Origin of the sequence: Salinivibrio sp. IB574, assembly GCF_001996205.1 — a bacterium.
GTDB classification, from domain to species: domain Bacteria; phylum Pseudomonadota; class Gammaproteobacteria; order Enterobacterales; family Vibrionaceae; genus Salinivibrio; species Salinivibrio proteolyticus.
This window is the reverse complement of sequence record NZ_MUFN01000015.1, coordinates 90,079-105,503: the sequence shown is the minus strand read 5'-3', so window position 1 is coordinate 105,503 and position 15,425 is coordinate 90,079. Positions and strand designations below refer to the sequence as shown.

The following is a 15,425-nucleotide window of genomic DNA, read 5'->3' as shown; positions in this document are numbered from 1 at the left end:
CCACAAAGATCGTCTTCCCTAATAAAAGATCTAACAAAAGATCTATATAAAGATCTTATTTATATATAGCTAACGCCCAGAGACGATCTTGATCAAGGTTTGGTTCACTGTTGGCGGAAAAAGCGCTAGAATGTCGCCCCTTTTGCTTAGTTCATGCTCACACACTTACCCAGGTTGAGGCTTTAATCATGTTTTACCAGGATCACTTTGACGTCATCGTTGTTGGTGGTGGCCATGCTGGTACCGAAGCGGCACTAGCCGCAGCACGGATGAACCAAAAAACGCTGTTATTGACCCATAACATTGATACGTTGGGTCAGATGTCGTGCAACCCAGCGATCGGTGGGATCGGGAAAGGACACCTGGTAAAAGAGATCGATGCGTTAGGCGGTGCGATGGCGCAAGCCATTGATAAAGGCGGGATCCAATTTCGAACCCTCAATGCGTCGAAAGGTCCAGCGGTGCGCGCGACACGTGCTCAAGCAGACCGTGCACTGTACAAGGCAGCCATTCGTCATACCCTTGAAAACACGCCAAATTTGTCACTGTTCCAACAAGCCGTGGTGGATTTGATCGTCGACCAAGATCGTGTCACTGGCGTCGAGACCGAAATGGGGCTCAAATTCAGTGCCACTACCGTGGTCTTGACCGTGGGAACCTTCCTTGGCGGTAAAATCCATATTGGACTGGATAACTATGCCGGTGGTCGTGCTGGGGATCCACCGTCAAACAAACTCGCGGATCGCTTACGTGCCTTGCCATTTCGGGTGGATCGCCTAAAAACCGGTACTCCGCCACGTATCGATGCTCGCTCGGTTGATTTTAGTGTGATGCAAACCCAACACGGGGATACTCCTTGTCCGGTGTTTTCATTTTTAGGGGATGTGTCTGAGCACCCACAGCAAGTTCCGTGCTACATCACCTACACCAATGAAAAAACCCACGATGTCATTCGCGCTAATCTTGATCGCAGCCCGATGTATGCTGGGGTGATTGAAGGTATTGGCCCACGTTATTGCCCGTCGATCGAAGACAAGGTGATGCGTTTTGCGGACAAAGACAAACACCAAATTTTCGTCGAGCCGGAAGGGTTAACCAGCACTGAGCTGTATCCAAATGGGATATCCACCAGCTTACCGTTTGATGTGCAAATGGGGATCATCCACTCGATCAAAGGGTTTGAGAATGCGCGCGTGATCCGCCCAGGCTACGCGATTGAGTATGACTTTTTCGATCCGCGCGATCTCAAGCACACTCTGGAAACCAAATTTATCCACGGTTTGTTCTTTGCGGGACAAATCAATGGTACTACCGGCTATGAAGAAGCCGCAGCACAAGGGTTGTTGGCCGGTTGTAATGCCGCGTTACAAGCTCAAGGCAAAGAAGGATGGAGCCCACGTCGCGATCAAGCTTACATGGGCGTGTTGATTGACGACTTGTCCACCATGGGCACTCAAGAGCCTTACCGGATGTTTACCTCGCGCGCCGAGTACCGTTTGCTGTTGCGTGAAGATAACGCCGATATGCGCTTAACCGAAAAAGGGCGTGAGCTGGGACTGGTAGACGATGTGCGCTGGGCTCGCTTCAACCAAAAAATGGAAAACATGGAGCAAGAGCGTCAGCGTCTGCGTGGTACTTGGATTCATCCTCACTCAGACGATGTCCATGCGCTCAATGCCATGCTGAAAACACCGCTGACGCGTGAAGCAAACGGAGAAGATTTACTCCGTCGCCCAGAGCTACGCTATGAAAATATCGTCTCGTTGCCGACCTTTGGTCCGGCGCATGACGATGTTCAAGCTAGCGAGCAAGTTGAGATCCAAGTGAAATACGCCGGCTATATCGAACGTCAGCAAGACGAGATCGAAAAGTCGCAACGCCATGAAAATACCGTGATCCCATTTGATCTTGATTACATGCAGATCAAAGGCCTTTCAAACGAAGTTCGTGGCAAGCTACAAGACGCGCGTCCGGAAACGATCGGTAAAGCATCGCGTATCTCAGGTGTCACGCCGGCGGCCATTTCGATTTTGCTGGTGCATTTGAAAAAGCACGGCATGCTCAAAAAAGGAGCCTAAATGCAACAGCAACTTCAACAAGGGCTGGCGAAAGCCGGCCTTGCGCTTTCTCCGTCGCAACAACAGCAGCTGCTTGATTATGTAGGCTTGCTCGACAAGTGGAACAAAGCCTATAACTTAACCTCGGTTCGTCGCCCAGAAGACATGGTGGTGAAACATATCCTTGATAGTTTGGTGGTATCACCACACTTGGAGGGTGAACGCTTTATTGATGTCGGAACAGGACCGGGTTTACCTGGGATCCCTCTGGCCATCGCCAACCCAGATAAACAGTTCACCTTGCTCGACAGCTTAGGTAAGCGGATTCGTTTTATTCGCCAAGTACTGCATGAACTTGGTATCGACAATGTGACGCCGGTACAAAGCCGTGTCGAAGCGTTTATCCCTGAAACCGGGTTTGATGGTGTGCTAAGTCGCGCGTTTGCGTCGATGAATGACATGGTGAGTTGGTGTCATCACCTTCCTCATGCGCGTGGGCTGTTTTACGCCTTGAAAGGACAGGTGGACCAACAGGAGCTAGATGCCCTGCCGACTGATTGTTCTGTGACCGATATCAAAGCTTTGAAGGTGCCGGGATTGGAAGGGGCGCGTCATCTAGTAATCTTGAGAGCAAAGACTAACGAGTAGAGGTCATAGGCACGTGGGTAAAGTTATCGCGGTAGCAAACCAAAAAGGCGGTGTGGGTAAAACCACCACGAGTGTCAACTTAGCGGCATCGCTGGCAGCCACTAATCGCAAGGTGCTACTTATCGACCTTGACCCACAAGGGAACGCGACCATGGCCAGTGGTGTGGATAAATACGATGTCCATGCCACCGCCTACGATCTACTGGTTGAAGAAGCCCCGTTTGAACAAGTGGTGGTCAGCGATACGTCTGGCGGCTATGACCTGATTGCGGCGAACGGTGATGTCACCGCAGCAGAAATCAAGTTGATGGAAGTGTTTGCCCGTGAAGTGCGCTTACGCACCATGCTTGAGCCTGTAGTTGCACGCTACGATTACATTTTTATCGACTGTCCCCCGTCTTTGAACCTCCTTACCATCAATGCGATGACCGCGGCAAACTCGGTACTCGTCCCCATGCAATGTGAATATTTTGCGTTGGAAGGGCTCACTGCATTGATGGATACCATCAGTAAACTGGCTAGCGTCGTGAACGCCGACCTTCATGTTGAAGGTGTATTGCGCACCATGTACGACCCAAGAAACCGATTAGCGACCGAAGTATCGGATCAGATCAAAAAACACTTCGGTGATAAGGTGTATCGTACTGTGATTCCCCGCAATGTGCGGCTCGCGGAAGCGCCAAGTCATGGCCGACCCGCCATGTACTATGACAAGTTATCCAGTGGTGCCAAAGCCTACCTAGCCCTTGCGGGTGAAATTCTGCGTCGAGAAGAGCAATCGCGCGCTTCTGCCGACGCTGTCAATGCCTGAGGAACACAATGAATTCAGCGAAACGCGGTCTTGGAAAGGGCCTGGATGCCTTGTTGGCGACCAGTGCACAAGCTCAGTCTCGTTATACATCCGAACCTGAATCCACCGATGCGAGCAATAGCGAATTGCAGCAATTGTCGGTATCGGCGTTGGTGCCGGGTCTTTACCAGCCACGCCAAGATATGGCGGAAGAGGCGCTGGAAGAGTTAACCGAATCCATTCGCGCTCAAGGTATTATTCAGCCCCTCGTGGTTCGCCACGCTGAAAACGGGCAGTACGAAATTATTGCTGGCGAACGTCGCTGGCGAGCAGCAAAGCAAGCCGGTTTGGCCAAAGTGCCCTGCTTGGTCCGTGAGATGAGTGACAAAGTCGCCAGTGCGGTGGCGTTGATTGAAAATATCCAACGCGAAAATTTGAACGCGATGGAAGAAGCTCAAGCGCTTGAACGCTTGGTCAATGACTTCTCACTCACCCACCAGCAACTGGCTGAATCGCTTGGTAAATCTCGCACTACCATCAGCAACTTATTGCGCTTGAATGGGTTAGAGTCTGGGGTAAAACAACTGCTGCTTAACAAACAACTCGAGATGGGCCACGCACGTGCCCTGCTGGCGTTGGAAGGAGACGCGCAAATTGATGCGGCACTGACTGCCGTCAACAAAAAAATGACCGTCCGCCAGATAGAAAAACTGGTGAAAAAAATGCTTTCACCGCAAGTTGAAGCGAAAAGGCCAGAATTATCACCTGAAGTAGAGGCACTGCAGCAGCGCCTCGGTGACAAGCTTGGGGTGAAAGTGGCATTAACACAACAGAAAAATGGTAGTGGTAAATTGGTGATCAATTTCGAAGAATCTGACAAGTTAGCGCAAATTCTTGCAATTTTCGACGAAGAAGTGTGACCCGTGCCATTCGCTTTTTGTTACATAAAAGCGCTTACTGTGATCAGGTTACTCTGTTGTAAAATTTTCCCCGCTTTTTTACATCGATGCGATTGCATTAGCTGGGGTGAAACGTATAATTTTCGCTGTTTTCCCAGCACGGCAACAGTGCTAAGTGGAACGGAATCGAGGAACAAATACATGGTATCGACGCTCGCGCGGCCGGGTCGTGTTATCGCGACAAAATTGGTGCTTTTGCAAGCTGGCGTCGTATTAGCAACGGCAAGCGTGATGGCACTCGCTATCAATGTCGACTGGGGAAAATCCGCGCTGATCGGCGGCGGCATCTTTGTGATTGCCAATGCTGCATTTGCGTCGTGTGCTTTCCTTTTTAGTGGGGCAAGAGCTGCAAAATTTGTAGTCGCGTCCTTCTTCAGCGGTGAAGTGTTAAAAATTTCACTGACCGTCGTCCTGTTTGTCCTTGCTTACCTGTATATCGAGGTGGAACTCGTTCCCCTCAAACTGGCCTATTTGCTGGCATTAGGGATTAACATCCTCGCGCCAGTTTTATTCATTAACAACAACAAATAGGATGAGTTATGGCTGCGTCAGGTGATGCGCTTACACCGTCTAGCTACATCTCTCACCACCTGACTAATTTGTCAGTGGGTGAAGGATTTTGGGCGGTTCACATTGATAGCCTGTTTTTCTCTGTCCTCATCGGTATCGTCTTCCTAGGCATCTTCCGATCGGTGGCAAAGAAAGCATCGACAGGTGTCCCAGGTAAGCTTCAGTGTTTCGTCGAAATCTTGGTTGAGTTCGTTGATGATAACGTTCGCGAAACCTTCCACGGACGAAATCCACTGATTGCACCTTTGGCCCTGACTATCTTCGTTTGGATATTCCTGATGAATACGATGGACTTAATCCCCATCGATTTTCTACCGTATCCGGCGGAACATTGGTTAGGCATTCCTTACTTGAAAGTAGTGCCAACTGCAGACGTAAATATCACCCTTGCAATGGCGCTGGGCGTGTTCTTCTTGATGATTTTCTACAGCATCAAGATTAAGGGCCTAGGCGGCTTTGCAAAAGAGCTGGCTCTGCACCCGTTCAATCACCCTATCATGATCCCGTTCAACCTCCTGTTGGAAGTCGTCTCGCTGCTGGCGAAACCGATTTCTCTTGGGATGCGTCTGTTCGGTAACATGTTTGCCGGTGAGGTGGTATTTATTCTTATCGCGGCATTGCTGCCGTGGTGGGCGCAATGGCTGGGTTCTGTGCCGTGGGCAATCTTCCACATTCTAGTCATTACAATTCAAGCCTTTGTCTTTATGATGTTGACCATCGTGTATCTCTCGCAGGCACACGAAGACTCAGATCATTGATGACATTTTTTAGTTAGTAAGCAATTTGTTAGTCATTATTGGCGTTTACGCCGACAACGAAAACTGGAGATAGTGATGGAAACTTTATTGAGCTTTTCTGCAATTGCCGTGGGCATCATTGTAGGTCTTGCTTCCCTAGGTACCGCGATTGGTTTCGCCCTGCTGGGTGGTAAATTCCTTGAAGGTGCAGCACGTCAACCTGAGATGGCTCCTATGCTGCAAGTGAAGATGTTCATCATCGCGGGTCTTCTGGACGCCGTACCAATGATCGGTATCGTAATCGCACTGCTGTTCACTTTCGCGAACCCATTTGTAGGTCAACTGTAATCTGGCTAGTAGCTGAACAGACCCTTTAGCTAATGATTAAGGAGGCGCTGTTGTGAATATCAACGCAACTCTGCTAGGCCAGGCAATCGCATTCACAATCTTTGTGTGGTTCTGCATGAAATATGTATGGCCACCACTGATGCAAGCGATTGAGGAGCGTCAGAAGAAAATTGCTGACGGACTCGCGGCGGCGGATCGCGCTGCCAAAGACCTGGATTTGGCCCAGGCAAATGCTTCTGAGCAAATGAAAGAAGCGAAGCGCGCTGCAACTGACATCATCGAGCAGGCGAACAAACGCAAAGCACAAATCCTCGACGAGGCGCGTGCTGAAGCGGCTGCTGAGCGCGACAATATCCTGAATCAGGGTAAAGCCGAGTTGGAAGCAGAGCGTAACCGTGCTCGCGATGAGCTGCGTAAGCAAGTTGCATCGCTCGCTGTTATTGGTGCCGAGAAAATTATTGAGCGTTCTATTGATGAGAATGCTCATAAAGATCTTCTCGATAAAATCACTGCAGAACTGTAATAAGGAGGGGCAGCAATGTCTGAACTGACAACAATCGCTCGCCCCTACGCGAAAGCAGCCTTTGATTTTGCGGTAGAAAAAGGCGAGCTGTCCCAATGGGCAGAAATGCTCGCCTTTACTGCTGAGATTGCCCGTGATGAGCGCGTCCAACATATGCTGGACGCCTCCTATTCCGCTGACAAGTTAGCGGAATTATTTATCGCAGTTGGTGGCGATCAGCTCAACACGTTCGGCCAGAACCTGATTAAGGTAATGGCAGAGAACCAGCGCTTAAAAGCCCTGCCTGAGGTTTGTGAACAGTTCCTGGCCATGCGCCGCGATCTGGAAAAAGAAGCGGAAGTCCAAGTGATTTCGGCGACGGCTCTTTCCGAAGAGCAACAACAAGCCATCAGTGACAAGCTCGCCGCGCGTCTTGAGCGCAAAGTAAAGCTGAACTGTAGTGTAGACGAAGCCCTGGTTGCCGGGGTTGTGATTCGAGCTGGAGACTTGGTCATCGATAACTCAGTAAGCGGCCGTATGCGCCGTCTGAGCGATGCATTGCAGTCTTGATTTGGGGAATTGGAGCATGCAACTTAATTCCACGGAAATAAGCGATCTGATCAAGCAGCGTATCGAGAAATTCGACGTTGTAAGTGAAGCGCGTAACGAAGGTACCATCGTGTCAGTCAGCGACGGTATCATTCGCATCCACGGCCTTGCTGATGCTATGCAAGGTGAAATGATTGAACTGCCTGGCAACCGCTATGCACTTGCATTGAACCTTGAGCGTGACTCAGTGGGTGCGGTTGTGATGGGTCCTTATGCGGACCTGCAAGAAGGCATGAAAGTGACCGGTACAGGTCGCATTCTTGAAGTTCCGACTGGCCCTGAACTCCTGGGTCGCGTTGTGAATACACTGGGTGAGCCGATCGACGGTAAAGGTCCGATCGAAACCAAAACCACTTCGCCAGTCGAAGTGATTGCTCCTGGTGTTATCGCACGTCAATCGGTCGATCAACCTGTTCAAACCGGCTATAAAGCGGTTGACTCGATGATCCCAATCGGCCGTGGTCAGCGTGAGCTGATCATCGGTGACCGCCAAACCGGTAAAACCGCGCTGGCGATCGATGCCATTATCAACCAGAAAGACTCTGGTATTTACTCTATCTACGTTGCGATCGGCCAAAAAGCGTCGACCATTGCGAACGTAGTGCGCAAACTGGAAGAGCATGACGCACTGAAAAACACCATTGTGGTGGTGGCTTCAGCGTCTGAAGCAGCAGCATTGCAATACCTCGCGCCTTACGCGGGTTGTGCAATGGGTGAGTACTTCCGTGACCGCGGTGAAGATGCCCTGATTGTTTACGATGACCTGTCTAAGCAGGCTGTTGCATATCGTCAGATCTCGCTGCTGCTACGTCGTCCACCAGGCCGTGAAGCTTTCCCAGGTGACGTTTTCTACTTGCACTCACGTCTTCTAGAACGTGCGGCACGTGTTAATGCGCACTATGTTGAGCAGTTCACTAAGGGTGAAGTGAAAGGAAAGACCGGTTCGTTGACCGCACTCCCTATCATTGAAACCCAAGCGGGTGACGTATCTGCATTCGTACCGACCAACGTTATCTCGATCACTGATGGTCAGATCTTCCTGCAAACTGAGCTGTTTAACGCAGGTATCCGTCCAGCGGTTGATCCAGGTATTTCGGTATCGCGTGTTGGTGGTTCTGCGCAAACCAAGATCATGAAAAAACTGTCTGGTGGTATTCGTACCGCGCTTGCACAGTATCGTGAACTTGCGGCGTTCGCTCAGTTCTCTTCCGATCTGGATGATGCTACTAAGAAGCAATTGGACCACGGTCAGAAAGTGACCGAGCTGATGAAGCAGATGCAATATGCACCTATGTCTGTGTTTGAGCAGGCGCTGGTGATTTTCGCTGCGGAAAAAGGCTTCCTAGCAGACGTTGAGTTGAACAAAATCGGTGATTTTGAGCGCTCTCTGCTGGCCTTTGCCAAGAGTCAGTACGCTGACCTAGCGGCTCAGATCGATGAGTCTGGTGCTTATAACGATGAAGTTGAAGCACAGCTGAAAAAGCTGTTGGAAGATTGCAAAGCGACCCAGACTTGGTAAAACGTAGGTGACCACTTAGGTGGTCGCCCACTAACGGAGAGTAACTATGGCCGGCGCAAAAGAGATTCGTAATAAGATCGGAAGTGTGAAAAACACACAGAAGATCACTAAAGCGATGGAAATGGTGGCAGCCTCCAAAATGCGTAAAACGCAAGAAGCCATGGAGTCGTCACGTCCATACGCTGTCACTATGCGCAAAGTGATCGGTCATCTTGCACTGGGTAACTTGGAGTACCGCCATCCGTATTTGGAAGAGCGGGAAGCCAAGCGCGTTGGTTACATCATCATTTCTACAGACCGTGGGCTGTGTGGTGGCTTGAACATCAATATGTTCAAAAGCGCTATCAGTGACATGGAAAGCTGGACCCAAAAAGGGGCTGAGATTGACTTAGCCTTAGTGGGCGCTAAAGCGACAGCTTTCTTCAACAGCTACGGCGGTAATGTAGTGGCGCAAGTGTCTGGTCTGGGTGATACCCCAGCACTGGAAGACCTCATCGGTACCGTTGGGGTGATGCTGAAAAAATATGATGAAGGTGAGCTGGACCGCTTGTACTTGGTTTTCAACAAGTTTGAAAACACCATGGTGCAGACCCCAGTGATCGATCAATTGCTGCCTTTGCCAAAGTCAGACGACGAGGAAATGCAGCGCAGCCATGCTTGGGATTATATCTATGAGCCTGAGCCAAAGCCGTTGCTCGATACCCTATTGATCCGTTATGCGGAATCACAGGTGTATCAAGGTGTGGTTGAGAACCTCGCCAGTGAGCAAGCGGCACGTATGGTGGCGATGAAAGCTGCGACTGATAATGCAGGAAATCTGATTGATGATCTGCAATTGGTCTACAACAAAGCCCGTCAGGCTGCGATCACCCAAGAGCTGTCAGAAATTGTTTCTGGCGCAAGCGCGGTGTAAAGGCAAGGGTTAACGAACTAGTTTAGAGGAATAACGATGGCTACAGGTAAGATCGTTCAGATCATCGGTGCGGTAGTCGACGTAGAGTTTCCACAAGACGCAGTACCTCAGGTATATGATGCGTTGAATGTGAAACGTGAAGGCGAGCGTCTGGTGCTGGAAGTTCAGCAGCAGCTAGGTGGTGGCGTAGTCCGTGCCATTGCTATGGGCTCATCTGATGGTCTACGTCGTGGAATCGAAGTAGAAAATACAGGTAAATCAATCGAAGTCCCTGTGGGTGAAGAAACCCTCGGCCGTATCGTCAACGTGCTGGGTGATGCGATTGATGAGCGTGGCGATCTCGGTGAGAAAGAGCGTTACTCTATCCACCGTGAAGCGCCAAGCTACGAAGAACAGTCAAGCGCGACTGAGCTTTTGGAAACGGGTGTAAAGGTTATCGACCTTATCTGTCCGTTTGCGAAAGGCGGTAAAATCGGTCTGTTTGGTGGTGCTGGTGTAGGTAAGACCGTTAACATGATGGAGCTTATCAACAACATCGCACTGCAACACTCAGGTCTGTCTGTATTCGCCGGTGTAGGTGAGCGTACTCGTGAGGGTAACGACTTCTACTACGAGATGCAGGAAGCGGGTGTTGTAAACATTGAGAAGCCCGAAGAGTCAAAAGTGGCCATGGTATATGGTCAGATGAACGAGCCACCAGGTAACCGCCTGCGTGTTGCACTGACCGGTTTGACCATGGCGGAAAAATTCCGTGATGACGGCCGTGACGTACTGCTTTTCATCGATAACATCTATCGCTATACCCTTGCCGGTACTGAAGTATCCGCCCTATTGGGTCGTATGCCATCGGCAGTAGGTTACCAGCCAACACTGGCTGAAGAGATGGGTGTGCTGCAAGAGCGTATTACCTCAACCCGTACCGGTTCTATCACCTCGGTACAGGCGGTTTACGTGCCTGCGGATGACTTGACTGACCCGTCACCAGCAACCACGTTTGCTCACTTGGATGCAACCGTTGTTCTGTCACGTAACATCGCGTCTATGGGTATGTACCCAGCGATCGACCCATTGGACTCAACATCGCGTATGTTGGACCCATTGGTGGTTGGTCAGGACCACTATGATGTGGCACGTGGCGTACAGTCTGTGCTTCAGCGCTATAAAGAGCTGAAAGACATCATTGCCATCCTGGGTATGGACGAGTTGTCTGAAGATGACAAACTGACTGTTGCACGTGCACGTAAGATTGAGCGTTTCTTGACTCAGCCTTACCACGTTGCAGAAGTCTTCACCGGCCAACCAGGTGTCTATGTTTCGCTGAAAGATACCATTGCAAGCTTCAAAGGCCTGCTCAGTGGTGAGTACGACGATATCCCAGAACAGGCATTCCTGTACTGCGGTAACATCGACGAAGTGCTCGAAAAAGCGAAAAACCTGTAAGGCTTGAGTAGGAGGCGATATGGCAGCGATAACCTTCCATCTGGATGTGGTCAGCGCAGAGCGACAATTGTTCTCTGGCCGTGCCGAGCACATTCAGGTGACCGGTAGCGAAGGTGAACTGGGTATTCACGCAGGACACACACCGCTGCTGACCGCTATCACGCCTGGTATGGTTCGCATCGTCAAACAAGGCGGTAGCGAAGAGATCATTTATCTTTCTGGCGGTACCCTTGAAGTACAGCCTGGCACAGTGACTGTGCTGGCTGATACGGCAATTCGGGGTGAAGAGCTAGACCAAGCCAAGGCAGAAGAAGCGAAGCGCCGCGCTGAGGAGCGAATCCATAATCAGCACGGTGACATCGACTTTGCTCAGGCGGCCAGTGACCTGGCTAAGGCGATTGCGAAGCTTCGAGTGATCGAGCTGACCAAGCATAAGCGTTAATCAGGCGCTCACGGTGAAATAAAAGCGACGCGTTGGCGTCGCTTTTTTATTGCCTGTACAAGTGTACTATTTCGGCGGCGATTCGCTCGCAAGCCAAAACGCGTTACACTAAGCGCAATATCATAGACAACTCATCTCTCTTATCACGGAAAGACTATGCAATACAGTGCAGTAATTCTTGCGGCCGGAAAAGGCACGCGTATGTATTCTAATACTCCCAAAGTGCTTCATACTCTCGCCGGTAAACCTATGGTGAAACATGTGATTGACACTTGCCAAGGGCTAGGCGCCGCGTCGATTCATCTGGTTTACGGTCATGGTGGCGATACCATGAAGCAGGTGCTTGCTGATAGCGATGTGAACTGGTGTTTGCAAGCAGAGCAATTGGGGACTGGTCATGCGGTACAGCAGGCGGCGCCGCATTTTCGTGATGATGAGCAGGTTTTGGTGCTGTATGGCGACGTGCCTTTGATTTCAGAGCAAACCTTAACCCGTTTGCTTGAAGGACAGCCTGAGGGCGGGATTGGTCTATTAACGGTGCATCAAAACGATCCGACCGGTTATGGCCGTATTGTGCGTGAAAACGGGGAAGTGGTCGCGATTGTTGAGCAAAAAGATGCCACTGATAGCCAGCTTGCCATCACTGAAATCAATACCGGTGTGCTGGTGGCGACAGGACGTGACTTGCGTCACTGGTTATCGCAGCTTGATAACAATAACGCGCAAGGTGAGTTTTATCTCACCGATGTGATTGCGCTTGCACATCAACAAGGCCGCACGATTCAAGCTGTGCACCCTGTGAATGCGATTGAAGTGGAAGGGGTGAATAATCGTCTGCAACTTTCACGCCTTGAGCGGGAATATCAAAAAATGCAGGCTGAACAGTTATTACTTAGTGGCGTGATGCTCATCGACCCTACGCGCTTTGATTTGCGTGGCCAACTGCAATGCGGGCTGGATGTCACCATTGACGCCAACGTGATCATCGAAGGCAATGTCACCCTAGGGGATAACGTGACCATCGGTGCTGGCAGTGTGCTGATTGATTGTGAGATTGATGACAATACATTAGTGCGCCCGTACAGCGTCATTGAAGGGGCCTGCGTTGGGGAAGAGTGCACAGTCGGTCCGTTTACGCGGTTGCGTCCGGGGGCTGAGCTGGCTCGCGATGCGCATGTCGGCAACTTTGTGGAAATGAAAAAGTCTCGCTTAGGGGAAGGGTCGAAAGCCAATCACCTGACTTATCTGGGTGATACAGAGGTAGGGCGCGGCGTGAATATTGGTGCTGGGGTGATCACCTGCAATTACGATGGCGCCAATAAACATAAAACCGTAATTAAAGACAATGCCTTTATCGGCTCGGACTCTCAGCTGGTGGCACCTGTGGTGATTGGCGAAGGAGTGACCGTCGGAGCGGGTAGTACCATCAGCAAAGACGTCTCCGATGGTCAACTTATCATCACTCGCGCCAAACCAAGGACAATTGAGGCTTGGCAACGGCCGAAAAAACAGTAAAATCACTGTCTGTTGAGCGCGTATCAACGGCTTTTTCACGCAAGCGGCTAAAACTTGCGCGGTTGGTAAAATCAGGTGTTGACTCCCGATAAAAACCAGCCTAGTATACGCGCCTCAGTTGGGGTATCGCCAAGCGGTAAGGCAACGGGTTTTGATCCCGTCATTCCCAGGTTCGAATCCTGGTACCCCAGCCATATAAAAAAGCCCACATCATGTGGGCTTTTTTGCGTTTAGGGACATAAAAAGCGTTCCGCGTTATTTTCCAGCTTGTCGATGTTCACTCCGATCCAACTCATCCTAACAACGTTTCTCCCCGTCTACTTACGAACAGAGGCAATAAGTATTCCACGACTAAGGCCAAGTGATCTGGTCTTGCTCTCATACGATTGGGTGATTACCACCATCGAGGATTTTGATTTGCGCGTGTGATGCCTATACGGTTGTTTTCATAAAAATAAATTCTATTTTGTCACCGTTTTTTGGGGACATGACTTCAATTTTTTATATTTATAGTGGGAGAGATACTTGCTGGCAGAATTGAAAACCTAAGCTCCAGACTCAGTTGTAAACCGACTTTGTACGTCTTGGATGAAGGCTTTGCTAACGCAGCACAGCCATCAAACCGGGCGAAACTCACCTAAACATCACCGGTGCGGGAATACTACTCTCAACGTCGAATTCTGTGATTGATAGGCCGGCGTTTTATAAATAACAAGTTAGATCTGATGTACGGCACCTGTTCAATGCCAGAAGCTGCGGAGAACCTAGTGGTTCAGCACCTTGGGATTGAAAGCGACGATCCGCGGCTCAACCCCAATGGCGGCGCGATTGCTCTGGGTCACCCACTGGGCATGAGTGGCGCAAGGGTGATTGGTACGGCTATGAATCAACTCACCCAGCAAAAGGGAAGTTATGCACTGTGCAGTTTATGCATCGGGGTCGGCCAAGGCATGGCAATGATCATTGAACGCGTGTAATACGCTTCATCACACTTGAGTGGCTCTGACTCGATAGTCTCAATCGAGGGCCACTCATCATCTTTTTAGGCAACTCACTCTCGGGAGCACCCACATGGAATGCCAACCCAACGAAATCACCCAACCAGGGGTCACCAAACGCCTGCGCCGTTTGCGGACCACTCCTATGATCAGAGCGCTCGTTCGGGAAAATGACGTTCAGTTAAGCGATTTGATTTATCCGATATTTGTCGAAGAAACTATCACCAGTCCAGTACCAATCCCCGGATTACCAGGTTTAAGCCGGATCCCTGAAAACTTGCTCGCGGATGAAATCCATGCGCTGAACGCGCTTGGGATCTGCTATGTGATGCCCTTTGGTATCAGTCATAACAAAGACGATACTGGGAGTGACACTTGGCAACGAGACGGCCTACTGAGCCGTATGATCCGTACGATCAAATCGGCATGTCCTCACATGATGGTGATCCCCGATATCTGCTTTTGTGAGTACACTACGCATGGCCATTGCGGCATCATGGCCGATCAGGACGTTGACAATGATCAGACAGTAGCTCACTTAGTGAAGCAGTGTGTCAATGCCGCTCAAGCTGGTGCAGACATGCTCGCCCCGTCTTCCATGATGGACGGTCAAGTAGAGGCAATCCGCAAAGGCTTGGATAGCGCTGGATTTGAGTATGTCGCAATATTGGCACACAGCGCGAAACTTGCATCAGCGTTTTACGGGCCATTTCGACAGGCGGTTGAATGCGAACTCAAGGGTGACAGACGCACATATCAACTCGACTACGCCAATGCAAGACAAGCGCTCAGTGAAGCCATGTTGGATGAACAAGAGGGGGCTGACATTTTAATGGTTAAACCCGGTACCCCTTACTTGGATATCTTGACCCAATTGCGAGGCCAAACTTTGCTTCCATTGGCGGCCTATCAAGTCAGTGGAGAGTATGCAGCCATCAAATGCGCGGCGAATATGGGTATATTAGACGAGCAGGAAGCGGTGTTAGAAACACTGATTGGCTTTAAACGGGCGGGCGCGGATCTAATCGTCACCTACTTTGCTAAACAGTTCGCGATCTGGAACCAAACGACACCGAGCACTATGACAACGACGGAGTAACAAATGGGCGAGTACACCCTGCGCATGTTTATCATACCGTTGCTCGCCTCCCCCTTTTTTGCCTTTTGAGTTTAAGCGTTATGTTTCAAAAAGTTATCTCTCCCAAAAAATGGTAAGCTATGTTGCGATAGTCCTAGGTTTGTTAATTGGTAGTGTGCCTATCGTCAAATTCACGCGTTAGTACAGCGTCTTAGGTAAACGTTACCCCTCGAGTAGAGCATAAGGAAGGTTCATATTTTCACTCATCATCAACCGTGTATTCAAACCGCACGCAGCCTT

15 protein-coding genes, 1 tRNA gene and 1 pseudogene are annotated in these 15,425 nt (G+C 50.2%); all 17 read left to right on the top strand.

Annotated elements, in window-relative coordinates; all coding sequences use genetic code 11:
* Positions 1 to 188: 188 nt before the first annotated feature.
* The 17 genes and pseudogenes from mnmG to hemB all read left to right on the top strand — a co-directional run bounded on the left by mnmG (position 189) and on the right by hemB (position 15,146).
* Entirely contained in the window at positions 189 to 2,078 is a 1,890-nt protein-coding gene (gene mnmG / locus BZJ17_RS09390; RefSeq protein WP_077456646.1) for a tRNA uridine-5-carboxymethylaminomethyl(34) synthesis enzyme MnmG, read from the top strand.
* Positions 2,079 to 2,705, top strand: coding sequence for a 16S rRNA (guanine(527)-N(7))-methyltransferase RsmG (rsmG, locus tag BZJ17_RS09385; protein WP_077640532.1), 627 nt, complete (start codon positions 2,079 to 2,081; stop codon positions 2,703 to 2,705).
* Positions 2,706 to 2,718: 13 nt separating this feature from the next.
* Positions 2,719 to 3,516: a ParA family protein gene (locus BZJ17_RS09380; protein ID WP_069590720.1), complete on the top strand. Its 798-nt coding sequence runs from the start codon at positions 2,719 to 2,721 to the stop codon at positions 3,514 to 3,516.
* Between the two features lie 8 nt (positions 3,517 to 3,524).
* Positions 3,525 to 4,415, top strand: coding sequence for a ParB/RepB/Spo0J family partition protein (locus BZJ17_RS09375; protein ID WP_069590718.1), 891 nt, complete (start codon positions 3,525 to 3,527; stop codon positions 4,413 to 4,415).
* A 180-nt stretch (positions 4,416 to 4,595) separates the two neighbouring features.
* Positions 4,596 to 4,985 carry a F0F1 ATP synthase subunit I gene (locus BZJ17_RS09370; protein WP_069590716.1) on the top strand — a complete coding sequence of 130 codons (390 nt, stop codon included), beginning with the start codon at positions 4,596 to 4,598 and terminating at the stop codon, positions 4,983 to 4,985.
* Between the two features lie 8 nt (positions 4,986 to 4,993).
* Positions 4,994 to 5,782 carry a F0F1 ATP synthase subunit A gene (atpB, locus tag BZJ17_RS09365; protein ID WP_069590714.1) on the top strand — a complete coding sequence of 263 codons (789 nt, stop codon included), beginning with the start codon at positions 4,994 to 4,996 and terminating at the stop codon, positions 5,780 to 5,782.
* 75 nt (positions 5,783 to 5,857) lie between these two features.
* Complete coding sequence (gene atpE, locus BZJ17_RS09360; RefSeq protein ID WP_025672872.1) at positions 5,858 to 6,109, top strand: F0F1 ATP synthase subunit C; 252 nt, start codon at positions 5,858 to 5,860, stop codon at positions 6,107 to 6,109.
* 52 nt (positions 6,110 to 6,161) lie between these two features.
* Positions 6,162 to 6,632, top strand: a complete 471-nt coding sequence (atpF, locus tag BZJ17_RS09355) for a F0F1 ATP synthase subunit B (RefSeq protein WP_069590712.1) — start codon at positions 6,162 to 6,164, stop codon at positions 6,630 to 6,632.
* 15 nt (positions 6,633 to 6,647) lie between these two features.
* Positions 6,648 to 7,181 carry a F0F1 ATP synthase subunit delta gene (gene atpH, locus BZJ17_RS09350; protein ID WP_069590710.1) on the top strand — a complete coding sequence of 178 codons (534 nt, stop codon included), beginning with the start codon at positions 6,648 to 6,650 and terminating at the stop codon, positions 7,179 to 7,181.
* 16 nt (positions 7,182 to 7,197) lie between these two features.
* Entirely contained in the window at positions 7,198 to 8,739 is a 1,542-nt protein-coding gene (atpA, locus tag BZJ17_RS09345; RefSeq protein WP_077640531.1) for a F0F1 ATP synthase subunit alpha, read from the top strand.
* Positions 8,740 to 8,785: 46 nt separating this feature from the next.
* The gene (atpG, locus tag BZJ17_RS09340; RefSeq protein ID WP_069590707.1) at positions 8,786 to 9,652 is read left to right on the top strand and encodes a F0F1 ATP synthase subunit gamma; all 867 of its coding nucleotides are present in this window, start codon (positions 8,786 to 8,788) and stop codon (positions 9,650 to 9,652) included.
* A gap of 36 nt (positions 9,653 to 9,688) precedes the next feature.
* A complete protein-coding gene (gene atpD, locus BZJ17_RS09335) occupies positions 9,689 to 11,092 on the top strand; it encodes a F0F1 ATP synthase subunit beta (RefSeq protein ID WP_077640530.1) in 1,404 nt (467 codons plus the stop codon).
* A 19-nt stretch (positions 11,093 to 11,111) separates the two neighbouring features.
* Complete coding sequence (locus BZJ17_RS09330; RefSeq protein ID WP_069590703.1) at positions 11,112 to 11,534, top strand: F0F1 ATP synthase subunit epsilon; 423 nt, start codon at positions 11,112 to 11,114, stop codon at positions 11,532 to 11,534.
* Positions 11,535 to 11,690: 156 nt separating this feature from the next.
* On the top strand, positions 11,691 to 13,049 hold the full coding sequence (glmU, locus tag BZJ17_RS09325; RefSeq protein WP_077640529.1) for a bifunctional UDP-N-acetylglucosamine diphosphorylase/glucosamine-1-phosphate N-acetyltransferase GlmU: 1,359 nt from the start codon (positions 11,691 to 11,693) through the stop codon (positions 13,047 to 13,049).
* A 119-nt stretch (positions 13,050 to 13,168) separates the two neighbouring features.
* Positions 13,169 to 13,243: transfer RNA gene (locus BZJ17_RS09320), tRNA-Gln, on the top strand.
* Between the two features lie 558 nt (positions 13,244 to 13,801).
* Positions 13,802 to 14,026, top strand: a pseudogene (locus BZJ17_RS09315) (3-oxoadipyl-CoA thiolase); the annotation flags it as partial.
* 94 nt (positions 14,027 to 14,120) lie between these two features.
* A complete protein-coding gene (hemB, locus tag BZJ17_RS09310) occupies positions 14,121 to 15,146 on the top strand; it encodes a porphobilinogen synthase (RefSeq protein ID WP_077640527.1) in 1,026 nt (341 codons plus the stop codon).
* Positions 15,147 to 15,425 lie beyond the last annotated feature (279 nt).

Coding starts and splice junctions, on each gene's coding strand:
- mnmG (WP_077456646.1), top strand. CDS start 189: ATGTTTTACCAGGATCACTTTGACGTCATCGTTGTTGGTGGTGGCCAT.
- rsmG (WP_077640532.1), top strand. CDS start 2,079: ATGCAACAGCAACTTCAACAAGGGCTGGCGAAAGCCGGCCTTGCGCTT.
- BZJ17_RS09375 (WP_069590718.1), top strand. CDS start 3,525: ATGAATTCAGCGAAACGCGGTCTTGGAAAGGGCCTGGATGCCTTGTTG.
- BZJ17_RS09370 (WP_069590716.1), top strand. CDS start 4,596: ATGGTATCGACGCTCGCGCGGCCGGGTCGTGTTATCGCGACAAAATTG.
- atpB (WP_069590714.1), top strand. CDS start 4,994: ATGGCTGCGTCAGGTGATGCGCTTACACCGTCTAGCTACATCTCTCAC.
- atpE (WP_025672872.1), top strand. CDS start 5,858: ATGGAAACTTTATTGAGCTTTTCTGCAATTGCCGTGGGCATCATTGTA.
- atpH (WP_069590710.1), top strand. CDS start 6,648: ATGTCTGAACTGACAACAATCGCTCGCCCCTACGCGAAAGCAGCCTTT.
- atpA (WP_077640531.1), top strand. CDS start 7,198: ATGCAACTTAATTCCACGGAAATAAGCGATCTGATCAAGCAGCGTATC.
- atpG (WP_069590707.1), top strand. CDS start 8,786: ATGGCCGGCGCAAAAGAGATTCGTAATAAGATCGGAAGTGTGAAAAAC.
- atpD (WP_077640530.1), top strand. CDS start 9,689: ATGGCTACAGGTAAGATCGTTCAGATCATCGGTGCGGTAGTCGACGTA.
- BZJ17_RS09330 (WP_069590703.1), top strand. CDS start 11,112: ATGGCAGCGATAACCTTCCATCTGGATGTGGTCAGCGCAGAGCGACAA.
- glmU (WP_077640529.1), top strand. CDS start 11,691: ATGCAATACAGTGCAGTAATTCTTGCGGCCGGAAAAGGCACGCGTATG.
- hemB (WP_077640527.1), top strand. CDS start 14,121: ATGGAATGCCAACCCAACGAAATCACCCAACCAGGGGTCACCAAACGC.